Source organism: Sphingobacterium sp. UBA5789 (genome assembly GCF_002418355.1).
Classification (GTDB): domain Bacteria; phylum Bacteroidota; class Bacteroidia; order Sphingobacteriales; family Sphingobacteriaceae; genus Sphingobacterium.
The window spans coordinates 365,044-381,521 of sequence record NZ_DIDX01000003.1 but is presented as its reverse complement, the minus strand read 5'-3'; the positions used below and the strand labels follow the sequence as shown (position 1 = coordinate 381,521).

The window sequence follows — 16,478 nt, the reverse complement described above, 5'->3', positions numbered from 1 at the left end:
CTGGCTACTGCTTTATTTTGGAGGCTTTCTTTTCTTCGACTTTACTATTTAGCCATGCACACCATTCATCCATACCATCCCCATTCAGACTGCTGATCGTAAGGACTTCCAGCTTTGGATTGACTTCCTGTGCATCTTTAGTTACAGCATCAATTGAAAAGGGCACATGGGGCAAAAGATCTGCTTTTGAAACGACCATCAGTTCGCTGGTCAAAAACATCCGTGCATATTTCTTGGGCTTGTCGTCTCCTTCTGTTGCAGCAAGCAAAGTTACACGATAGTCTTCTCCCAGATCAAAGGCTGCAGGGCATACCAGATTGCCTACATTCTCTATAAACAGTAGATCCACATTATCCAGATTGATATGATCTAATGCCTGCAGAATCATCTGCGCTTCTATATGACACATTCCTCCCGTCACGATCTGTAAAGCATTTATTCCTACTTCACGCATACGTACGGCATCTCTTTCCGTTTCCGGATCTCCGACCAGTACAGCGATATTCAGCTGCTTTCCCAGACGTTTGCCAGTCTCCTGCATTAACGTAGTTTTACCACTACCCGGGGAGGAACAGATATTGATGATACAAATATCTGCCAATCGCTCACGGATAGCTTTTGCCACAAAATCATTGGCCTTTAGTAGATTTAATGATGTATTTTCGCATTGTACCGATCCTACCGGCATTTGATTGCTTTTAGGTATTGCTGTATTACTCATGTTCCTTATTTTTAAATGTAACCTGTGTTATTCTTAACTCTTCTCCCTGAACTACTTTGTCGGATGTGATACCGCAATTACAGACAAACCGGTGAAAAACGACCTCAAAAGACTTTTTACAGTTATCGCAAAAGGCCAGTATGGGTAGCACCTTTACCTCGAGCTCTGTATCGCGAAACCACGCATCATCTGTAATGTAGGCTTCAAAAGCATTCTGTATCAGAATAGGCTGAATATTACTTAATAGTCCTGCTTCCAGTCTGATTTTCACGATTTCCTGATATCGGTCGGGGTATTCTTCCCGCAGGGTCTCAAATATCTCTTGTATTATTCCGGTTTCGTGCATAGTCGTAATGTTAAGCAGCTGCTTGTTTTCTACTTTTCTTTCTCTTTGCAGCAGGAGCTTTAGGCTCCGGAATTTCTGTATCTCCAGCCTCCTGGTTCTCTTGTGCTGGCAATACACTTTCGTTCATCAACAATTGCTGCTGATGCAGGGTAAACTCCCAGCACATTTGCGACAGCATCGTCAGAAAGCTGTACAATAATTCACCATCATGTCCGAGTGCCCGCAACAAAATGCTGTTATCAGCACAGTATGTAAAACCGAAAGTAATATCTTCATATGATCCCGCCAGTATCTCATCAAACTCTTCCTTCATCAATTTGGCAAACGGACCTGAATAGATAAAAGCGGCCTGATGGGTATAGTTTTCAAAGAATAATAACTTCCTTACAGGTTGCTCATGTGGCATCAGGCATTGATTGTCTGTGTAGATCAGTTTCCCGTCTCTGTACAATGTTGTACGGCTGTGTACTTTCTGAAACTGGAAAGCTTCATTCATATAAATTCTGCCGGCACTGATAATATCTCCCCAAATCAATGTTGCCGTCTCGTGCATATCAATACGATTGGTTGCACGAAAGATGGCATCTTTGAAAGGAGTAACAGGATGCGGGACGTACTGCAGTATACTGTTTGCTTCCAGTTTGATTACCGTATCCTGAGTTGCTCCCTTTTTCATGGGATGCAGTTTATTAAAAGACTGCGTAAACAGTTTGAAACGGGCATCTTTCTTTACACGGATATCAATAGCCAAATGATCTTCGTCCATAATACCGGGCGAGGCACTCATAATGATCATCTCCAGATGTTCCTGTGCCCGCGGAGCGCCATAATGTGTCAGTTTGTAAGGAGCATTATGATAACTTTCCTTCAACACACTATAGGTACCTTCTCTTTCGACATTGATCTTAATACTACTTTCCATTCCGGGTCTAGTTTTCTAACAGTGCATATTTTTTTATCCAGCTTTTTACATCTTCCAGTCCTTCTAATGTCATCAGATTGGTAAAGATGAATGGTCTTTCTCCGCGCATACGTTTTGCATCACGCTCCATGACAGACAGATCTGCATGCACATAAGGCGCAAGATCTATTTTATTGATCAGCAGCAGATCCGAGCGGGTAATCCCCGGGCCACCTTTACGTGGAATTTTTTCTCCCTCTGCCACATCGATTACGAAGATGGTAATGTCTGCCAGATCAGGGCTAAATGTTGCGGTAAGATTATCTCCTCCACTTTCCACAAATACGATTTCCGTATCCGGAAAACGCTGAACCAGCTCTTCTACTGCTTCAATGTTCATAGAAGCATCTTCCCGTATTGCTGTATGCGGACAACCTCCTGTCTCTACACCTGAAATACGTTCTGCAGGAAGAGTAGAGTTTTTTTGCAGAAACTGTGCATCTTCACGGGTGTATATATCATTGGTCACTACACAGATGCTGTAATCCGTAGCCATCTGTCTGGTCAGTCTTTCTATTAAAGCGGTCTTACCTGAACCTACAGGTCCGGCCACTCCTATTTTCACATATTTTCTATCCATGTCTGTTATTCTTATGAAATGTAAATCCTGGTATAAAGTTTCTCATGCTGCATACAGCGTACATCCTGTGCCACGCAACAGTTGCCAAGCATATCAGGATCCATATCTTTTTGTTTTCCGACGAGCTCCTGTATCAATCCCTGAAGATTAAACATCATTTTCTGTCCGTCCATCTGACTGATAGGAACGAGTTTGGCGCAGTTGGTGACCATACCATTGAGGGTATTGTAATAAAATGCACTTAACGCATCGGAATATGCTATTTGCTGGGACTGTGCATACATCGCCAGTGCAATTGCATAATGTCCTCCGGCCTCTCCTGATTGTATCGCCTCCAGATAAGTCCGGCATCGTTTTACGGACTTAAAACTCTCTACCACCTTTAGAAAACGAATAGCCAGCTTACGGCTTGCCTCTCTGATTTCAGCAGGAGATTTGAGAGAAGTAACCAGATTATCCAGCTTCAGCAATGCTGTTTTACTAAACTTACCTTCACACAAGGTCCAGGCCTGATGAAAAAATGCAGCATCATTATAAAACACACTATGTCTCAGCATGGATTCTGCATATTCCTGTGCCGTCACACTGTTGTGTACGATACGTTCGTGTATATACGTTTCCAAGCCATAGGAATGTGTAAAACTCCCGATTGGAAATACAGAATCATTGATCTGCAGCAGGGTCAACAAAGGATTCATTTATCTTACTTGCTAATGTTATTTTAAATTTTGTTTTCTGCGTCCATTCATGGATACGCAACGTCTGTGTCTGCTGTAATACCCGGTCTTCAATTACAGTATGATAGCCCTGCTTTACAAGTAACCGGTATAATGGGTCCTCATAAGCAATCACTACCTCGGATGAGGAGCGGATAGAAACAGGCAAATGCCGGTTTCCTATTTCGAAACAAACATTTGCCATTTCCAGCATATTTACCGGATGTATCACTAAACATAAACAAGGCAAAATCCGGATCGCCACACACAAGGACGTGTCCCTGAAGATAACATCACCATTCTCCAGGGATTGGGCCGTCTGATTACGAAAGCCAATCTCACGTCCTCCGGTTGTAAACCGACGTAAAATACCTTTGTCTGTTTCATACCATTCCAGTTCCAGATAATCTTTTTCAAGTTCTTGAAACGATTCGGATGAACGATAGATATTGCCTGCTATGTTATGTGAACGAATCATTAGAACAGGAAGTAGCGTTGTGCCATTGGAAGTTCACCCATAGGCTCACATGTAGCTAATACGCCATCTACTGTTACATCATATGTTTCAGGATCCACCACAATATTCGGGGTCGCATCATTATGTACCATGTCCTTCTTCATCACTTTACGACACCCTTCTACCGGCAGGCTTTTTCTGGCCAGTTTGAGTGAATCGATCGTTCCGTTTTCAATAGAGACTTTAGACACAAAGTTGAAACAAATATTAGACACAGCCTTTCCGAAATTACCGAACATCTGGCGGTATATAATGGGCTGCGGTGTAGGGATAGATGCATTGGCATCTCCCATTTTTGCTCCCAGAACCATTCCGGCTTTGATTATCATTTCGGGTTTGACTCCAAACAATTCAGGTTTCCAAAGAATGAGATCGGCATATTTTCCGGGTTCAATAGAACCAACATATTTATCGATACCATGGGCTTTGGCCGGATTGATCGTAAATTTGGAAATGTATCTTTTTACACGGAAATTGTCATTACCTGTACCGCTGTCACGATCCAGCGGACCACGTTGTACTTTCATTTTATGCGCAGTCTGGAAGGTACGGGAGATAACTTCACCTACACGTCCCATAGCCTGACTGTCTGAACTCATAATGGAAAAGACACCCATGTCCTGTAGAATATCTTCGGCAGCAATGGTCTGCGGACGTATACGGGAATCAGCAAAGGCAAGATCTTCTTTCACATTCTTGTCCAGATGGTGGCATACCATCAGCATGTCAAGATGTTCTTCTGCAGTATTGACTGTAAACGGCTTTGTGGGATTGGTGGATGCCGGAAGAATGTTAGGATACATCGCAATCTTGATAATATCAGGAGCATGTCCTCCACCGGCACCTTCAGTATGGAATGTGTGAATCACACGACCATCGATAGCGGCTACTGTGTCTTCAAGAAAACCTGCCTCATTCAGGGTATCGGTATGGATCGCCACCTGTACATCATACTTGTCAGCCACTTTCAGAGCTGCATCAATAGTAGAGGGTGTAGCTCCCCAATCTTCGTGTATCTTAACACCTAATGCGCCTGCTTCAATCTGTTCTTCAATAGGTCTGGTTGTAGACACGTTCCCTTTACCAAAGAAACCGACATTGATCGGAAGATTTTCGAATGCTTCCAGCATTTTATGGATAAACCACTTTCCGGAAGTAACTGTAGTAGCATTGGTACCATCAGCAGGTCCGGTTCCTCCTCCGATAAAGGTAGTCACACCGCTATAGAGAGCCGTTTCGATTTGTGTAGGACTGATAAAATGAATGTGGGTATCGATACCTCCTGCTGTCATGATCATACCAGCTCCTCCGTGTACTTCAGTGGACGGGCCAATGATCATTCCTTTGGTAACTCCATCCTGTACATCCGGATTACCGGCTTTACCAACACCTACAATCTTACCGTCTTTGATACCGACATCGGCCTTTACAATACCCCAATGATCAATTATAATGACATTGTTGATACAGAAATCCAGAACATCTTCGTCCCGTAAGGCGCGCGCAGACTGTCCCATACCATCACGGATAGTTTTACCACCACCAAACTTATTCTCTTCTCCGTATACCGCGTAGTCTTTTTCGATTTCGATCATCAGTTCGGTATCAGCCAGACGTACTTTATCGCCTGTCGTTGGTCCGAAAAGTGAAGCATATTTATGGCGGGGTATATACAGTCCGCCATCTTCATCATAACGGATAGATGATTTATCAAGTCCTAATTTTTCGAGACCTAAGGCATTAAGTTTAGTCGTTGCAATACTTGCGGAAGCCAGACCTACGATCTTAATCCAGTCTCTTCTATTCCATTCACTCATAATACGTTCTTTTAAAAAGTTATTGAGATGATTTAAACTGTTGTTTTTTCATTTTAGAAATTGCGGCAGATTTAACCTTTTCACTGGTATACTTTCCATTGGTCAGACCATTGAAACCGTGTATTTCCTTATCTCCGCCAATCTCTACCAAAATGACTTCTTTCTTTTCTCCGGGTTCGAACCTTACCGCTGTACTGGCCGGAATATTCAGGCGCATACCAAAGGTTTTTTCACGGTCGAACTCCAAAGCTTTATTCACTTCGAAAAAATGATAGTGTGATCCGATCTGTATCGGACGATCGCCCGTATTGGCAACCACCACATGTATTGTCTTATAGCCGGCATTCGCTTTAATATCTCCGGCTTTCAAAAAGTATTCTCCAGGTACCATAAATTTGTTTTTTAAATGTTATCGGATAGGATTATGAACGGTCACCAGTTTGGTACCATCCGGAAATGTAACTTCAATCTGTACATCGTGTATCATCTCCGGAACACCTTCCATCACCTGTTTTCTTTTCAGTAATTTAGTACCCCATTCCATCAGTTCCGCAACACTTTTCCCATCCCGTGCTTTCTCCATTAGTTCGGCACTGATGTATGCAATACTCTCCGGATAATTAAGTTTCACTCCTCGTTTTAATCGCTTTGCTGCTAGTTCTCCTGCTAGATGCAACATTAACTTTTCTGTTTCTCTTGGTGTTAAATGCATGCTGTTTTGAATATTAAAATAAGACCTTCTTTTAGTTGTTGATTACCTAATAAACAGGAATGGTAAAGTATCCTCCGACAGTCAATCTGTTGAACTGTGTTTTGTCCATAGCCATCCGGTCGGCATATCTCACACTATTGCCCACATATCCTACATAGAATCGTAAATCCTGTTTTTTGAAGGGCTTGTGTTGTAATGCGGCGAAATAGGTATAGTTTGTTCTGAAATTATTACCGACAGTTTCATCATCCTTACTTCCGGCAGTTTCTACAGCACCTTTAAGTGCTACTTCCCATTTATCATCCAGAAACTGATCATAACGCAATACCGCTGATTTGTATACCACGTTTTTTGCGAGCTGACGCTGATCACCTGTCCGGGCATAGAAATCATTGATAGCTCTGGATCCAATAAGCGCATGATCCGCACCCATATGAGAGTATTGCAGATCCAGATAGATCATCTGTTTATCTGTCTTGTATTTATTGGCCAGTGAAACCGCCTGAGTAGCTCTTCCTTCTGCAAACTGTGCCAGATTATAAGACCATTTGGTCTGAAAACGCTTGTCGGCAAATGAACCTACCCAGGTAAAATACCCGCCTATAGGAGCTTTAGCTCGTTTCAGATCCCCCATTACAAAACCATTATTGGCCAGATGAGTATCAAAAGTATTGTTGACTGTATTGTATAATTGTATATGAAAACTGTGATCCGGATTTACATTATAAGCAAGTTTACCTCCGACCACAAACAGATTTAATATACGGTCTACATAGTCGGTAAACATAAATTCGTAAATGGGATTGTTTTCAAATTCGTAGGAGCCTACCATAGCACTCTGTTTTCCAAGTGTGACAGACCAGTCTCGCTTTTTACCGAATTTGTACTCTATGGCAGCATAGTCCAAAGCTTGGGAAGAATTGTCCAGACCTAAAGGCGAAAACGACCTGTTGAGCCGGAATCTTACTTTATAAGACAGACGATCATTATAATCACCATATAAGTAAAGGCGTGCTTCTTCCAGATTAAAGCGGCTTAAAGCCTCTTCTTTTCCCAGATTATCGGCATCAAAAGCCGTACGTAGCAAGACATCAAACTTGAAAAGTTGAGCCCGATCGAGCTCATTTTGCAAAGAATCGTCTTTACTTACTGCCTGACCAGAAGGATTTAACAAAGAACTACGATTTTGCTGTGCGCAAACCACATGAATTAGCCCTGTAAGAAGAAATGTAAATGTTATACGTTTCATAAATGAAGTGAGATACCTTGATTTTAACAAGGATACCTCTACCGATTTAGAAACTCATAAGAATGAGATTAGAATAGTCTTAGAATATTTTATTCCCGGGTAACACTACACGTACGTGTGTCCCTTCTCCTTCTTTAGATTGAAGTATCAGATCTCCGTCATGAAGATCAATAATATTTTTGGCAAGCAATAATCCTAATCCTGTACCATGTATATTCTGTACATTGGATGCTCTGTAAAAGGAATCATACACAAATTTCTGTTCCTGATCCGGAATCCCTATTCCCTGATCCTGAATATTGATGACCACATTGTTTCTTACAGAACTTAAGGATATACGCACATCGAGATCCTTGCCGTATTTACAGGCATTGGATACTATATTACTAAGCGCAATAAACAACAGATTCGCATTGCCATATACTTCCATGAGCGAACTGTCCTCCGGCATAGCTTCAAAATCCAGGTGAATGGACTGATAATCTTCTGCCTGTCTTTCGGAACTGATTACCTTGAACAACACTTCATCCATACGCACAGTATGGTAATCCTTTTTGCTGTCTTCCAAACCGGATCGTGCAATCATCAGCAGATTGTTAATCATACTGATAATGCTGTCTGTCTCTGCAATTATATTTTTCAAAGACTTTACCGATTCATCACCCAGACTCTTGTCACGCAAAGTAAGTTCAGCCTCTCCTTTTATAATAGTAAGTGGGGTACGAAAAGAATGAGAAGCATTGGCAATAAAACTTTTTTGGGACTTGACAGATAACTCCAGACGACTTATCATATCGTTAAAGCTATCCACAAGCATGGAGACCTCATCATTGACCTGATTAGGTTTGTCAAGTCTGAGATTTAAGTTAGAAATACTGATTTTATCAATTTCTTTATTAATCGTAGCAATAGGTTTAATAATATGCCGGGCAAAGAGATAGGAAATAAGGGCTACAATCACAATGCTGAACAAACCTGCATTTATCAGTGTCCTGTCCAGACTGACCTGCTCTCCCAATCCGTAATCATCGCGTCCTGAAGAAACAATAATAAGATCTTTCTCAGCAGGCGGGCCATGAAAATAGAGTGCAAAATATGCAGTATCTTTATCCATATACTGCGCCTGCCCGGAGGAAATTACTTCCTTATAAAAATCGCCAGGCACAGGGAGATCAGGCTTGGAATAGATTTGTTTTTCACCTTTATCTATCCGTATGATGTAATCCTTTCCTTCTGTCAGCTGACGAAGATAAGGGCGCATCACCTCATAGTATAACTCATTTATGTGTTCGGCTTTTTCAATAGTATGCTTTCCCACAATTTTGGCATTCTCTTCCAGCCGGTGGAAAAATTTGGTCTGTAAACTATCACGTGTGAAATATGATATATAGAGAGCAAACCCAATGATGAGCGTCCAGCAGATCAGGTTAAAAAGAAGGATTATTTTAGTTCTTAATCTCATCAACATCTCTTAAGACATAGCCCATACCTACAACCGTGTGTAACAACTTTTTGTTATACCCTTTATCAATTTTATTACGCAGGTAATTGACATACACATCCACTACATTGGTGCTGAGATTGAAATCCATCCCCCATACACCTTCCAGGATATCTATTCTGGATACTACCCGCTTTTGGTTTTTCATAAGAAATTCAAGCAGGCGGAATTCGGTAGCAGTAAGAGCGATATCCGCATCCTGACGTTTTGCGATCTTGCTGCTGTAATCCAGAGTAAGATCTGCAAACTGTAAGTTGGTATTTTCTTCGACTATTCCTGTATGACTTATTTTTCTGGAGAATCTACTGACACGGGCTTTTAGCTCTTCCATATTGAAGGGCTTGGTCAGGTAGTCATCTGCATCGCTTTTGAATCCGTCAACTATATCTTCGGGCTGATCAAGAGCTGAGAGGATAAGAATAGGAACATTTTTCTTTTTCTGGCGGATATTACGGCAGACTTTTAATCCGTCCATCCCCGGAAGCATAACATCAAGAATAATCAGATCATAACTACCCGAAACAGCCATTTCCAGTCCTGTAAGACCGTTGAGCGCTACTGAAATGTTGAAATTCAATTCGGATAACCCCCGACGAATTAGCGAAACTACAGCGCTGTCATCCTCTACCAATAATATTTCCAAATCTTCTTAATTAAAATGAAAGCCCAGAGTATAACAGTTATGTGTGCTATGCAGTAATGAACATTTTGTTTACAAAATGTTGTCGCAGGATTCTCCGGGTGAAAAATTTCCTCAATCACAAATATTGTAATTTAATTTTATTAATCAGTTTAAACGAAATAATTTTTCATTCAATATGACGCGATAATGATCAAAAACAGATAAATATACGTTGCAATTAAACCGGAAAATTCCAGTTCAATTCTTACGGCTTTTTGAGAACAGACTTATATGTATGTGCAATCCTGTCATCTGACAAATCCCATTGAGAAATCTCACTTTCAACATACTCAGGGTGTTTTTTACGGATATCCCGTAAAGAATTTCCAACCGATTTACGAAGATATTCACTGTCACTTGCCTTGTGCAGACTAATCAATCGGATTGCTTCTTGCGGATGCTCTTTAAAGTAAGGACGACTTGTCCAGATTCTTAATCCCTCTGTAACTGCCCTGCAAATATTCGGGTGCTTTTCGTCTAACCATTGTTTGATTTCGGGTAATGAATGTTCATAACTGTTGTCCCGGCAAAACTGATCAAAGGCCTTTGCTATGATCTCCTGTACCTGCCAGCTTTCATCGTTGCGGGCAATTTCCTTTAGCACAGAAAGAACCGTCTTATCTTCCGAAGCGATATATCCGAGGATAAAGATTCCTACCGAACGGACCTGATAAAAATCATGACGCAAAAGTTCGAGAGCTATCTTTTTAGAATCCTCTAAGGAGTAAGACCGAAATATCCTGGAGGCCTCTTCTTCAAAGGGTTTAAATCCATGTTCTGTTTTTATTATTCTTTGTATAAAGTCAAACTCTTTCATCTTTGTTCTCCTTTTACTATTGGAAAATTATAAAAAAAACGGAGCCAGCTGCACCGTCATCTTACTCCGGCAGGTTAATTAAAATTTAGCGTATGGAACAGTTTATGACTCACAGTTGATCTGGGTATTTTATTGACTGACCTGTCCGTTTGTCCGTTGGCATCTGGGCCTCCCGACTCCGCAGCTCATCCGATAGCAGCTTACTCAATTCAATGGTTTTAGATCTCATCTTTAAGTTCAGATCGTTTTTTTCGCCTATATCTTCCGTTATATTATAGAGTTCCAGTTTCCCTCGTTTCATATCATAGAGAAGTTTATAATCCCCTTTCCGGATGGCAGAGAAAAAATTGATTCCGGGTCCGTCTGTATTGATCCATTTATTAGGCACATGCCAGATCAGGCTTCTGCTGTTCCACGAATCATCAGCCTTTCCTTCCAGCAAAACGCATACACTATGTCCGTCGATCTGTTTTTGTTCCATATTGCTATTCCGAACGCCTGCGATCTCCAGTATTGTCGGAAACAGATCTTCCATAATAACGGGTGTATCTTCCACTTTCGGTTTACGGCTCTTTACATTTTTGATCAGCAAGGGTACTCTGATACCACCTTCATAAACAGATCCTTTCCCTGCGCGTAAAGGTAGATTCTGAGTATGCATTTCACCCGAACGCGCAGGAGTAAGACTTAATCCTCCATTATCACTGACAAATAAGATGACAGTATTATCATAGGCATCATGATCCTTTAAATACCGGACAATATCACCAATACTCTTATCGTATCCTTCTATCAAAGAAGCATATGCTGCTTCTGTACTATCCAGCCCCGCATCGAGATAGCGTTGTACAAAGCGAGGGTCTGCCTGAATAGGAACATGAACGGCATAATTGGAAAAATTCAAAAAGACGGGCTGCTTTCTTTTCAGAGGTTCTTCCAGCGACTTTAAGGCATCTCTGGTAAGTGCTTCTGTGAGAAATGTAGATGTTCCATAATATTCCATCAGGTCAGGAACGGCCTGATAGCTCGTTTTGCCGGGAAGGTTGCCATAGTTTTGTTCGCCATAATAGCTTTGCGGATGTCCTGCGGAGTGTCCCGCAATATTTACCATAAATCCCAGATTTAACGGGCTGGCACCTGGTGTACCGGCTGATCCCCAATGTGCTTTACCGACGTGAATGGTAAAATAACCTTGATCACGTAACAACTTAGGTAAGGGAGTCGCAAACACCGTATGTTCAATATCAGGCACAGGGCTTAAACCATTAATATTCCAGTCTGGTGGAGACAAGATTTCATCCTTATTGTCTGTCGGACGGTTGGCTACAGGATGCGTCCAGTTAGTTACCCGATGACGTGCCGCATTCAAACCGGTCAGAAAACTGACACGTGATGGCGTACACACAGGAGTAGCATAGGCATTCGTAAATTTTACGGACTCTCTGGCCAGTTTTTCCAGATTTGGAGTATGAAATTTCCTGTTTATAGGAGTAATTTCTTTATAGAAAGGCTCAGACATATCCTGCCAACCCAGATCATCGACAAAAAATACGACAATATTAGGTGGTGCTGATTGAGCTTCTGCTTTCCAGGCCAACACTAAAAAAATAATAGTCCAGGCTAATTTTGTGCTGTAAGATTTTATCATAAGTAGTGAAATCTAGATCAGATATTGGTAATGAATGGATACTCCGAACTTCAATATGCAAGATACATTTATTTCTCCAATGAGGACTGGTCTTTCTCAGTCTAAAGCATGAGATTAAAAGCTACTTTTCATTCGCCATGAATGATTTAAATTTTGAACATACAAGATATCCTGCAAAGGCACCCAGAATGGACGCAATTATATCTTTATAATCAAAGTAGTTGTTTTTGAAAACTGTGCCTTGTATTAACTCATATCCTAAGAGTCCTACCGCAGTAAATAGAGCGTGCTTCTGTAAACTTATCTTCTGGTATTGAGTAAAATAGAAGATCACCAGAATAAGCCCTGCAAAGAAATTCGGTGAAGCGTCAGCAACTCCGAAATCATTGATCTGGTTTGTATAAATATATTGTCTGTAACTTGATTTAAATATGATCGAAATTATAGCAAGCAGGATGAGTATTATCCACACGTATTTAGTCTGTGAGAACGGTTTGAATTTCATTTTTTATTTCAGGTAATTTTGTCTTGGTATGAACACATTTGTGTTGACTAAGTCTGCTAAATTAAAGAAAAAACATTCTTAAAGCAGTACTAAATTAGAGGAAATGGGACAACTCTTTATCTTTACTATATTCTTCCACTTTCTCAAAGATCAGTTCACTCCGTTTTCCAGTATCGAAAATGTTTTATTTACACAGTTGATTTCCGCTAATCTTCCGTATGGAATAGTAAAAGTAGGACAGGTATGACCAAAATCCATACGTGTAATAACCGGCAAATCATACAGGCCTTCTTCATCCAGCACTTTCAAAATTTCAGCTTCATACTGCTCTGTATACATATTGTCATAAGGTCTTCCAAAGATAATTCCTTTAGCACTCTGGAGTATTCCCGTTGCTGCATAATTTCTTAACCACCATCTGATATACGCCGGCTTAGGTTTGTCTTCCGAAGTTTCGAAAAACAGAATGCTATCTCTCCAGACTTCAGGAGCAGGCCAGTAATCTGTTCCTTTGAGCATTTCCAGCACTTCCATACAGCCTCCGATCAAGCGTCCCTGTACACGAGTATTTCCTCTTATAAAATTCCAGTTATCAACAGGTGATAAGGTTCTCTTTACATCCTGCAGAGTAATATCAAACCAGTCCAGAAATTCGGTAGTCCAGCCTTCATTATTTGGAATAATTTGTCCAATGGCTACAGGGGAAAATAATGTTTTCCTGATATCATTGATCTGGTAATCATGCATAGCCTGATTTTCTGCAAAACCGACTAACAGCGATGTACCATAGAACGAACTTAAACCGGCTTTAAGACAGATAAAATGAGTAATGGTACTGTCTGAAAATCCCAGAAATATCTTAGGATTGTTTTTAATAATATTCAGATCGATATACTTTAGCATCCGTACACTGTCATCTCCGCCAATATTGGAGATAACAGCCTTGATAGAAGAGTCTGAAAAGGCTTCCATTAAATCGTTAGCCCGGGCTTCCGGATTATTATAGATCCATTCTGCAGAATGTAGCGCATGTCTGGTTTCAGTGACCTCAAGATTAAAAATTTGGCTCAGGCGTTCCTTTCCTTTCAGATAGCGGTATGGTAATTCGCCGGCAGCACCCCACGACATAGAAATAGTGGCAACTTTATCTCCTTTTGACAACGCTTTCGGAACAATTAGTTCAATAAGATCTGTATTATTAAGCATACAACATGAAATTTGCAGGTGATGAACGGTAAAGTTACTATAATTTAAGCGCAAGAGATTGCCCAAAATTAGTTTTCAATCCTTTTAGTGATCTGTGTAACTATGCGAATTCACCAGTACCTCATCCGTATCTGTTAGCAGTTGGCGGGGACGCCAACCGACGCAGGCTATGTGATATTCTTTTAGCTTAGTCTATTCTATACCCTAGCGCAAGCTTTAGCGTAGCGATGCTGTGCTTATGTCACAAACTGATGTTTATGCCGGAGGAATAAAACCAAAAAACTTTTATTAATCTAAATCTTTCTGACTGACTTTAAAACTTTCATTTGTGTAACGCAAAACACCCTTCCATTTACCATTTAAAGTAAATAGCTGACCTGTATTTTTATTTCGCGCAATTAATTCAAAGGAACAGGTCATAGTATACTTGTCAATGGTTTTTTCAAGAATCAGTTTTGATTTTGCGGGGATATTAAGTCCCATAGTATATGACATCCGGTGGTTGTACGGTTTTGTTAGTAAACTATCCGTCAGTGAAAACTGATCTTCGTAGTAACTAAATCTACCATCACCATAATAGATTTCGGGTATACTCACTTCAAGATATGCTTTTTCAAAATCCTTGGGAAGTTCTTTTCCATTTTTATCAAATTGAAAAACGGAAGTTTTGATAAGATCCTCAAATATTTCTTTGTGCTGAACATTTATAAGTGCTGCAGACGGATTACTAAACTCTTCAGCAGCAAAGCCTACTCTTACAGTATCTATTTTATCATTTTCTGCCAGGAAATAGGTGAGTTTCTGAACTTCATATTTGTGAATATCGGTATCCTTTTCATCAGTTTCGGGTTTTACCGTATCCTTAGAACAACTTGATAGAAATACAAAAACGACAGCAACGTAATACAAAAATTTTCTACTGTTCGACAAAGATTTAAAAGCCATAATTAAAAATAAAAATTAACAAAACCGAATATAGCGATATTTTATTACATTAAAGATAACTAAACAACCACTTCCAGCGCAAGCTTTAGCGTAGCGGTGCTTGTGCTTTTCCTTGAGATCACAAGCGGATACTTGTTTAAAAGAGGGTAAACTTCAGCTAACCTCTCAGTTATCCTTACGATCTTCGACTACAGGTTGTGCTTTTATTAGTCTCTCGATGGAATAAATGTAAATCTCTTTTTCAACCGCAGAAAAGGTTTTTCAAAGAACCTGTACGAGAGAGCAGCAATTGTTACCGTAACAATAAAAGCAACGATTGCACCCACATTATTTTTCCATTCCGGCAAACCAATCCTTTCACTAAAAAAAGCAAGTTCTTCTTTGAATATAGTATAGATAATCCAATAAACAGTAATATGAAAGACATACATTCCATAGGAGATCCTCCCCAGATACACGAATGGCTTGGGCATGAATCTAGGAGAAGCACCGTACAAGGAAAAGAAAAAACACATAACACCCGTCAATATCAGCAACCAGCCGGTTATCGATTCCGAAACGGTTGTCAGATGCGGTGCATCTGCTGTGACTTTGCAGGCCATGGATGCGGTCAACCAACAAGCATATCCTGCAATAAATAATCCGATTCTGGGAATGAAACCCCAATCGGGTTGCCAGCCTTTTAAATAAACAGATAAAAGAATGCCGGCCGCAAAGAATTGAAATTGTACAAAGCTGTTAGTCCACTGACCGTTAAACCCCTCTGTTGGTTGCAAAGCATAATAAACAATGGTCGCATAAGCTCCTGCCAGTGCTACATAAGAGCCTGCCTTAAGTCCATTCCTGCCGGTAAAGAACAAAACCAAAGGAAGCAAAATATAGAGCTGCTCTTCGACAGATACACTCCATAAGGGGTTAATGCAATAGGATTGCCATTCGTTAAAAGTAATATACCAATTTCCTGAGAAAAATGTAAATGCCAACTGTGCATCCGAAGGAATCTTTGCACCAAACTGATCCGTTGTCGATGTCAATAAAACCATTCCGAAAAAGAATGTGAAATAGAGTGGCCAGATACGTAAAATACGCCGCATATAAAACGATCTGACATTGATTTTCCCAAATTGCTGTTGCTCTCTTGTCAGTAATTCAGTAATTAAAAACGCACTTAAAAAGAAGAATAAAGGTACTCCGTAATTACCTACGAGGCTAAGGTGATACCCCCAGTAATACTTTTCAGGATCTACAGGCGCCAGATCTAATCTGTGAACAAAGAATACAGAAAGAAATGCAAAAAAACGAAGTACATCTAATTCGGGTTTGTAATAACGATTTATGCTGGCCATACAAAAGGTTGATTATTTTGAAAGTATATAACACTGAAAATTAATTATTTAAAACCAACCCACCAAATGACAATATAGTCTTTATCCCATTAATATGTTTATGTTACAAGCGGACACTTGCTCCTAAGAGTAGAGGATGAAGGCAAATGCGCTAGCTGCGTATGTTGCTGCCCACTTCTAGCGCAAGCATTAGCATAGCGGTGCTTGTG

Annotated in this window: 18 protein-coding genes; all 18 read right to left on the bottom strand. The window is 40.5% G+C overall.

Annotated features, from left to right (window positions below; genetic code table 11):
- Positions 1 to 4: 4 nt before the first annotated feature.
- The 18 genes from hypB to B4B65_RS07925 all read right to left on the bottom strand — a co-directional run bounded on the left by hypB (position 5) and on the right by B4B65_RS07925 (position 16,269).
- Complete coding sequence (hypB, locus tag B4B65_RS08010; RefSeq protein ID WP_293914931.1) at positions 5 to 721, bottom strand: hydrogenase nickel incorporation protein HypB; 717 nt, start codon at positions 719 to 721, stop codon at positions 5 to 7.
- Complete coding sequence (locus B4B65_RS08005) at positions 714 to 1,067, bottom strand: hydrogenase maturation nickel metallochaperone HypA (RefSeq protein WP_293914929.1); 354 nt, start codon at positions 1,065 to 1,067, stop codon at positions 714 to 716. The genes hypB and B4B65_RS08005 overlap by 8 nt, the downstream gene beginning before the upstream one ends.
- A gap of 10 nt (positions 1,068 to 1,077) precedes the next feature.
- Positions 1,078 to 1,989, bottom strand: a complete 912-nt coding sequence (locus tag B4B65_RS08000; RefSeq protein WP_293914927.1) for an urease accessory protein UreD — start codon at positions 1,987 to 1,989, stop codon at positions 1,078 to 1,080.
- A 7-nt stretch (positions 1,990 to 1,996) separates the two neighbouring features.
- Positions 1,997 to 2,608, bottom strand: coding sequence for an urease accessory protein UreG (ureG, locus tag B4B65_RS07995; RefSeq protein ID WP_002993342.1), 612 nt, complete (start codon positions 2,606 to 2,608; stop codon positions 1,997 to 1,999).
- A gap of 11 nt (positions 2,609 to 2,619) precedes the next feature.
- Positions 2,620 to 3,306, bottom strand: a complete 687-nt coding sequence (locus B4B65_RS07990) for an urease accessory protein UreF (RefSeq protein ID WP_201680216.1) — start codon at positions 3,304 to 3,306, stop codon at positions 2,620 to 2,622.
- Positions 3,272 to 3,802, bottom strand: a complete 531-nt coding sequence (locus B4B65_RS07985; protein WP_293914923.1) for an urease accessory protein UreE — start codon at positions 3,800 to 3,802, stop codon at positions 3,272 to 3,274. The genes B4B65_RS07990 and B4B65_RS07985 overlap by 35 nt, the downstream gene beginning before the upstream one ends.
- Positions 3,802 to 5,658: an urease subunit alpha gene (gene ureC, locus B4B65_RS07980; protein WP_293914921.1), complete on the bottom strand. Its 1,857-nt coding sequence runs from the start codon at positions 5,656 to 5,658 to the stop codon at positions 3,802 to 3,804. The genes B4B65_RS07985 and ureC overlap by 1 nt, the downstream gene beginning before the upstream one ends.
- 19 nt (positions 5,659 to 5,677) lie before the next feature.
- Complete coding sequence (gene ureB / locus B4B65_RS07975) at positions 5,678 to 6,049, bottom strand: urease subunit beta (protein ID WP_236582259.1); 372 nt, start codon at positions 6,047 to 6,049, stop codon at positions 5,678 to 5,680.
- Between the two features lie 18 nt (positions 6,050 to 6,067).
- Complete coding sequence (ureA, locus tag B4B65_RS07970; protein WP_003010203.1) at positions 6,068 to 6,370, bottom strand: urease subunit gamma; 303 nt, start codon at positions 6,368 to 6,370, stop codon at positions 6,068 to 6,070.
- A gap of 46 nt (positions 6,371 to 6,416) precedes the next feature.
- Positions 6,417 to 7,619: a porin gene (locus tag B4B65_RS07965; RefSeq protein ID WP_293914917.1), complete on the bottom strand. Its 1,203-nt coding sequence runs from the start codon at positions 7,617 to 7,619 to the stop codon at positions 6,417 to 6,419.
- 79 nt (positions 7,620 to 7,698) lie between these two features.
- Complete coding sequence (locus B4B65_RS07960) at positions 7,699 to 9,081, bottom strand: sensor histidine kinase (protein ID WP_293914915.1); 1,383 nt, start codon at positions 9,079 to 9,081, stop codon at positions 7,699 to 7,701.
- A complete protein-coding gene (locus B4B65_RS07955) occupies positions 9,065 to 9,763 on the bottom strand; it encodes a response regulator transcription factor (RefSeq protein ID WP_293914913.1) in 699 nt (232 codons plus the stop codon). The genes B4B65_RS07960 and B4B65_RS07955 overlap by 17 nt, the downstream gene beginning before the upstream one ends.
- A gap of 244 nt (positions 9,764 to 10,007) precedes the next feature.
- Positions 10,008 to 10,619, bottom strand: a complete 612-nt coding sequence (locus B4B65_RS07950; protein ID WP_293914911.1) for a DNA alkylation repair protein — start codon at positions 10,617 to 10,619, stop codon at positions 10,008 to 10,010.
- Positions 10,620 to 10,728: 109 nt separating this feature from the next.
- The gene (locus B4B65_RS07945) at positions 10,729 to 12,267 is read right to left on the bottom strand and encodes a sulfatase (protein ID WP_293914909.1); all 1,539 of its coding nucleotides are present in this window, start codon (positions 12,265 to 12,267) and stop codon (positions 10,729 to 10,731) included.
- Positions 12,268 to 12,388: 121 nt separating this feature from the next.
- The gene (locus tag B4B65_RS07940; protein ID WP_293914907.1) at positions 12,389 to 12,772 is read right to left on the bottom strand and encodes a hypothetical protein; all 384 of its coding nucleotides are present in this window, start codon (positions 12,770 to 12,772) and stop codon (positions 12,389 to 12,391) included.
- Between the two features lie 150 nt (positions 12,773 to 12,922).
- Entirely contained in the window at positions 12,923 to 13,978 is a 1,056-nt protein-coding gene (locus B4B65_RS07935) for a S66 family peptidase (protein ID WP_201680224.1), read from the bottom strand.
- A 288-nt stretch (positions 13,979 to 14,266) separates the two neighbouring features.
- Complete coding sequence (locus tag B4B65_RS07930) at positions 14,267 to 14,923, bottom strand: hypothetical protein (protein WP_293914904.1); 657 nt, start codon at positions 14,921 to 14,923, stop codon at positions 14,267 to 14,269.
- Positions 14,924 to 15,129: 206 nt separating this feature from the next.
- The gene (locus tag B4B65_RS07925) at positions 15,130 to 16,269 is read right to left on the bottom strand and encodes an acyltransferase family protein (RefSeq protein WP_293914902.1); all 1,140 of its coding nucleotides are present in this window, start codon (positions 16,267 to 16,269) and stop codon (positions 15,130 to 15,132) included.
- Positions 16,270 to 16,478: the final 209 nt, after the last annotated feature.

What these genes read in the sequence shown, in the direction of transcription:
- hypB (WP_293914931.1), bottom strand. Translation starts at nt 721, where the DNA reads ATGAGTAATACAGCAATACCTAAAAGCAATCAAATGCCGGTAGGATCG.
- B4B65_RS08005 (WP_293914929.1), bottom strand. Translation starts at nt 1,067, where the DNA reads ATGCACGAAACCGGAATAATACAAGAGATATTTGAGACCCTGCGGGAA.
- B4B65_RS08000 (WP_293914927.1), bottom strand. Translation starts at nt 1,989, where the DNA reads ATGGAAAGTAGTATTAAGATCAATGTCGAAAGAGAAGGTACCTATAGT.
- ureG (WP_002993342.1), bottom strand. Translation starts at nt 2,608, where the DNA reads ATGGATAGAAAATATGTGAAAATAGGAGTGGCCGGACCTGTAGGTTCA.
- B4B65_RS07990 (WP_201680216.1), bottom strand. Translation starts at nt 3,306, where the DNA reads ATGAATCCTTTGTTGACCCTGCTGCAGATCAATGATTCTGTATTTCCA.
- B4B65_RS07985 (WP_293914923.1), bottom strand. Translation starts at nt 3,802, where the DNA reads ATGATTCGTTCACATAACATAGCAGGCAATATCTATCGTTCATCCGAA.
- ureC (WP_293914921.1), bottom strand. Translation starts at nt 5,658, where the DNA reads ATGAGTGAATGGAATAGAAGAGACTGGATTAAGATCGTAGGTCTGGCT.
- ureB (WP_236582259.1), bottom strand. Translation starts at nt 6,049, where the DNA reads ATGGTACCTGGAGAATACTTTTTGAAAGCCGGAGATATTAAAGCGAAT.
- ureA (WP_003010203.1), bottom strand. Translation starts at nt 6,370, where the DNA reads ATGCATTTAACACCAAGAGAAACAGAAAAGTTAATGTTGCATCTAGCA.
- B4B65_RS07965 (WP_293914917.1), bottom strand. Translation starts at nt 7,619, where the DNA reads ATGAAACGTATAACATTTACATTTCTTCTTACAGGGCTAATTCATGTG.
- B4B65_RS07960 (WP_293914915.1), bottom strand. Translation starts at nt 9,081, where the DNA reads ATGAGATTAAGAACTAAAATAATCCTTCTTTTTAACCTGATCTGCTGG.
- B4B65_RS07950 (WP_293914911.1), bottom strand. Translation starts at nt 10,619, where the DNA reads ATGAAAGAGTTTGACTTTATACAAAGAATAATAAAAACAGAACATGGA.
- B4B65_RS07945 (WP_293914909.1), bottom strand. Translation starts at nt 12,267, where the DNA reads ATGATAAAATCTTACAGCACAAAATTAGCCTGGACTATTATTTTTTTA.
- B4B65_RS07940 (WP_293914907.1), bottom strand. Translation starts at nt 12,772, where the DNA reads ATGAAATTCAAACCGTTCTCACAGACTAAATACGTGTGGATAATACTC.
- B4B65_RS07935 (WP_201680224.1), bottom strand. Translation starts at nt 13,978, where the DNA reads ATGCTTAATAATACAGATCTTATTGAACTAATTGTTCCGAAAGCGTTG.
- B4B65_RS07930 (WP_293914904.1), bottom strand. Translation starts at nt 14,923, where the DNA reads ATGGCTTTTAAATCTTTGTCGAACAGTAGAAAATTTTTGTATTACGTT.
- B4B65_RS07925 (WP_293914902.1), bottom strand. Translation starts at nt 16,269, where the DNA reads ATGGCCAGCATAAATCGTTATTACAAACCCGAATTAGATGTACTTCGT.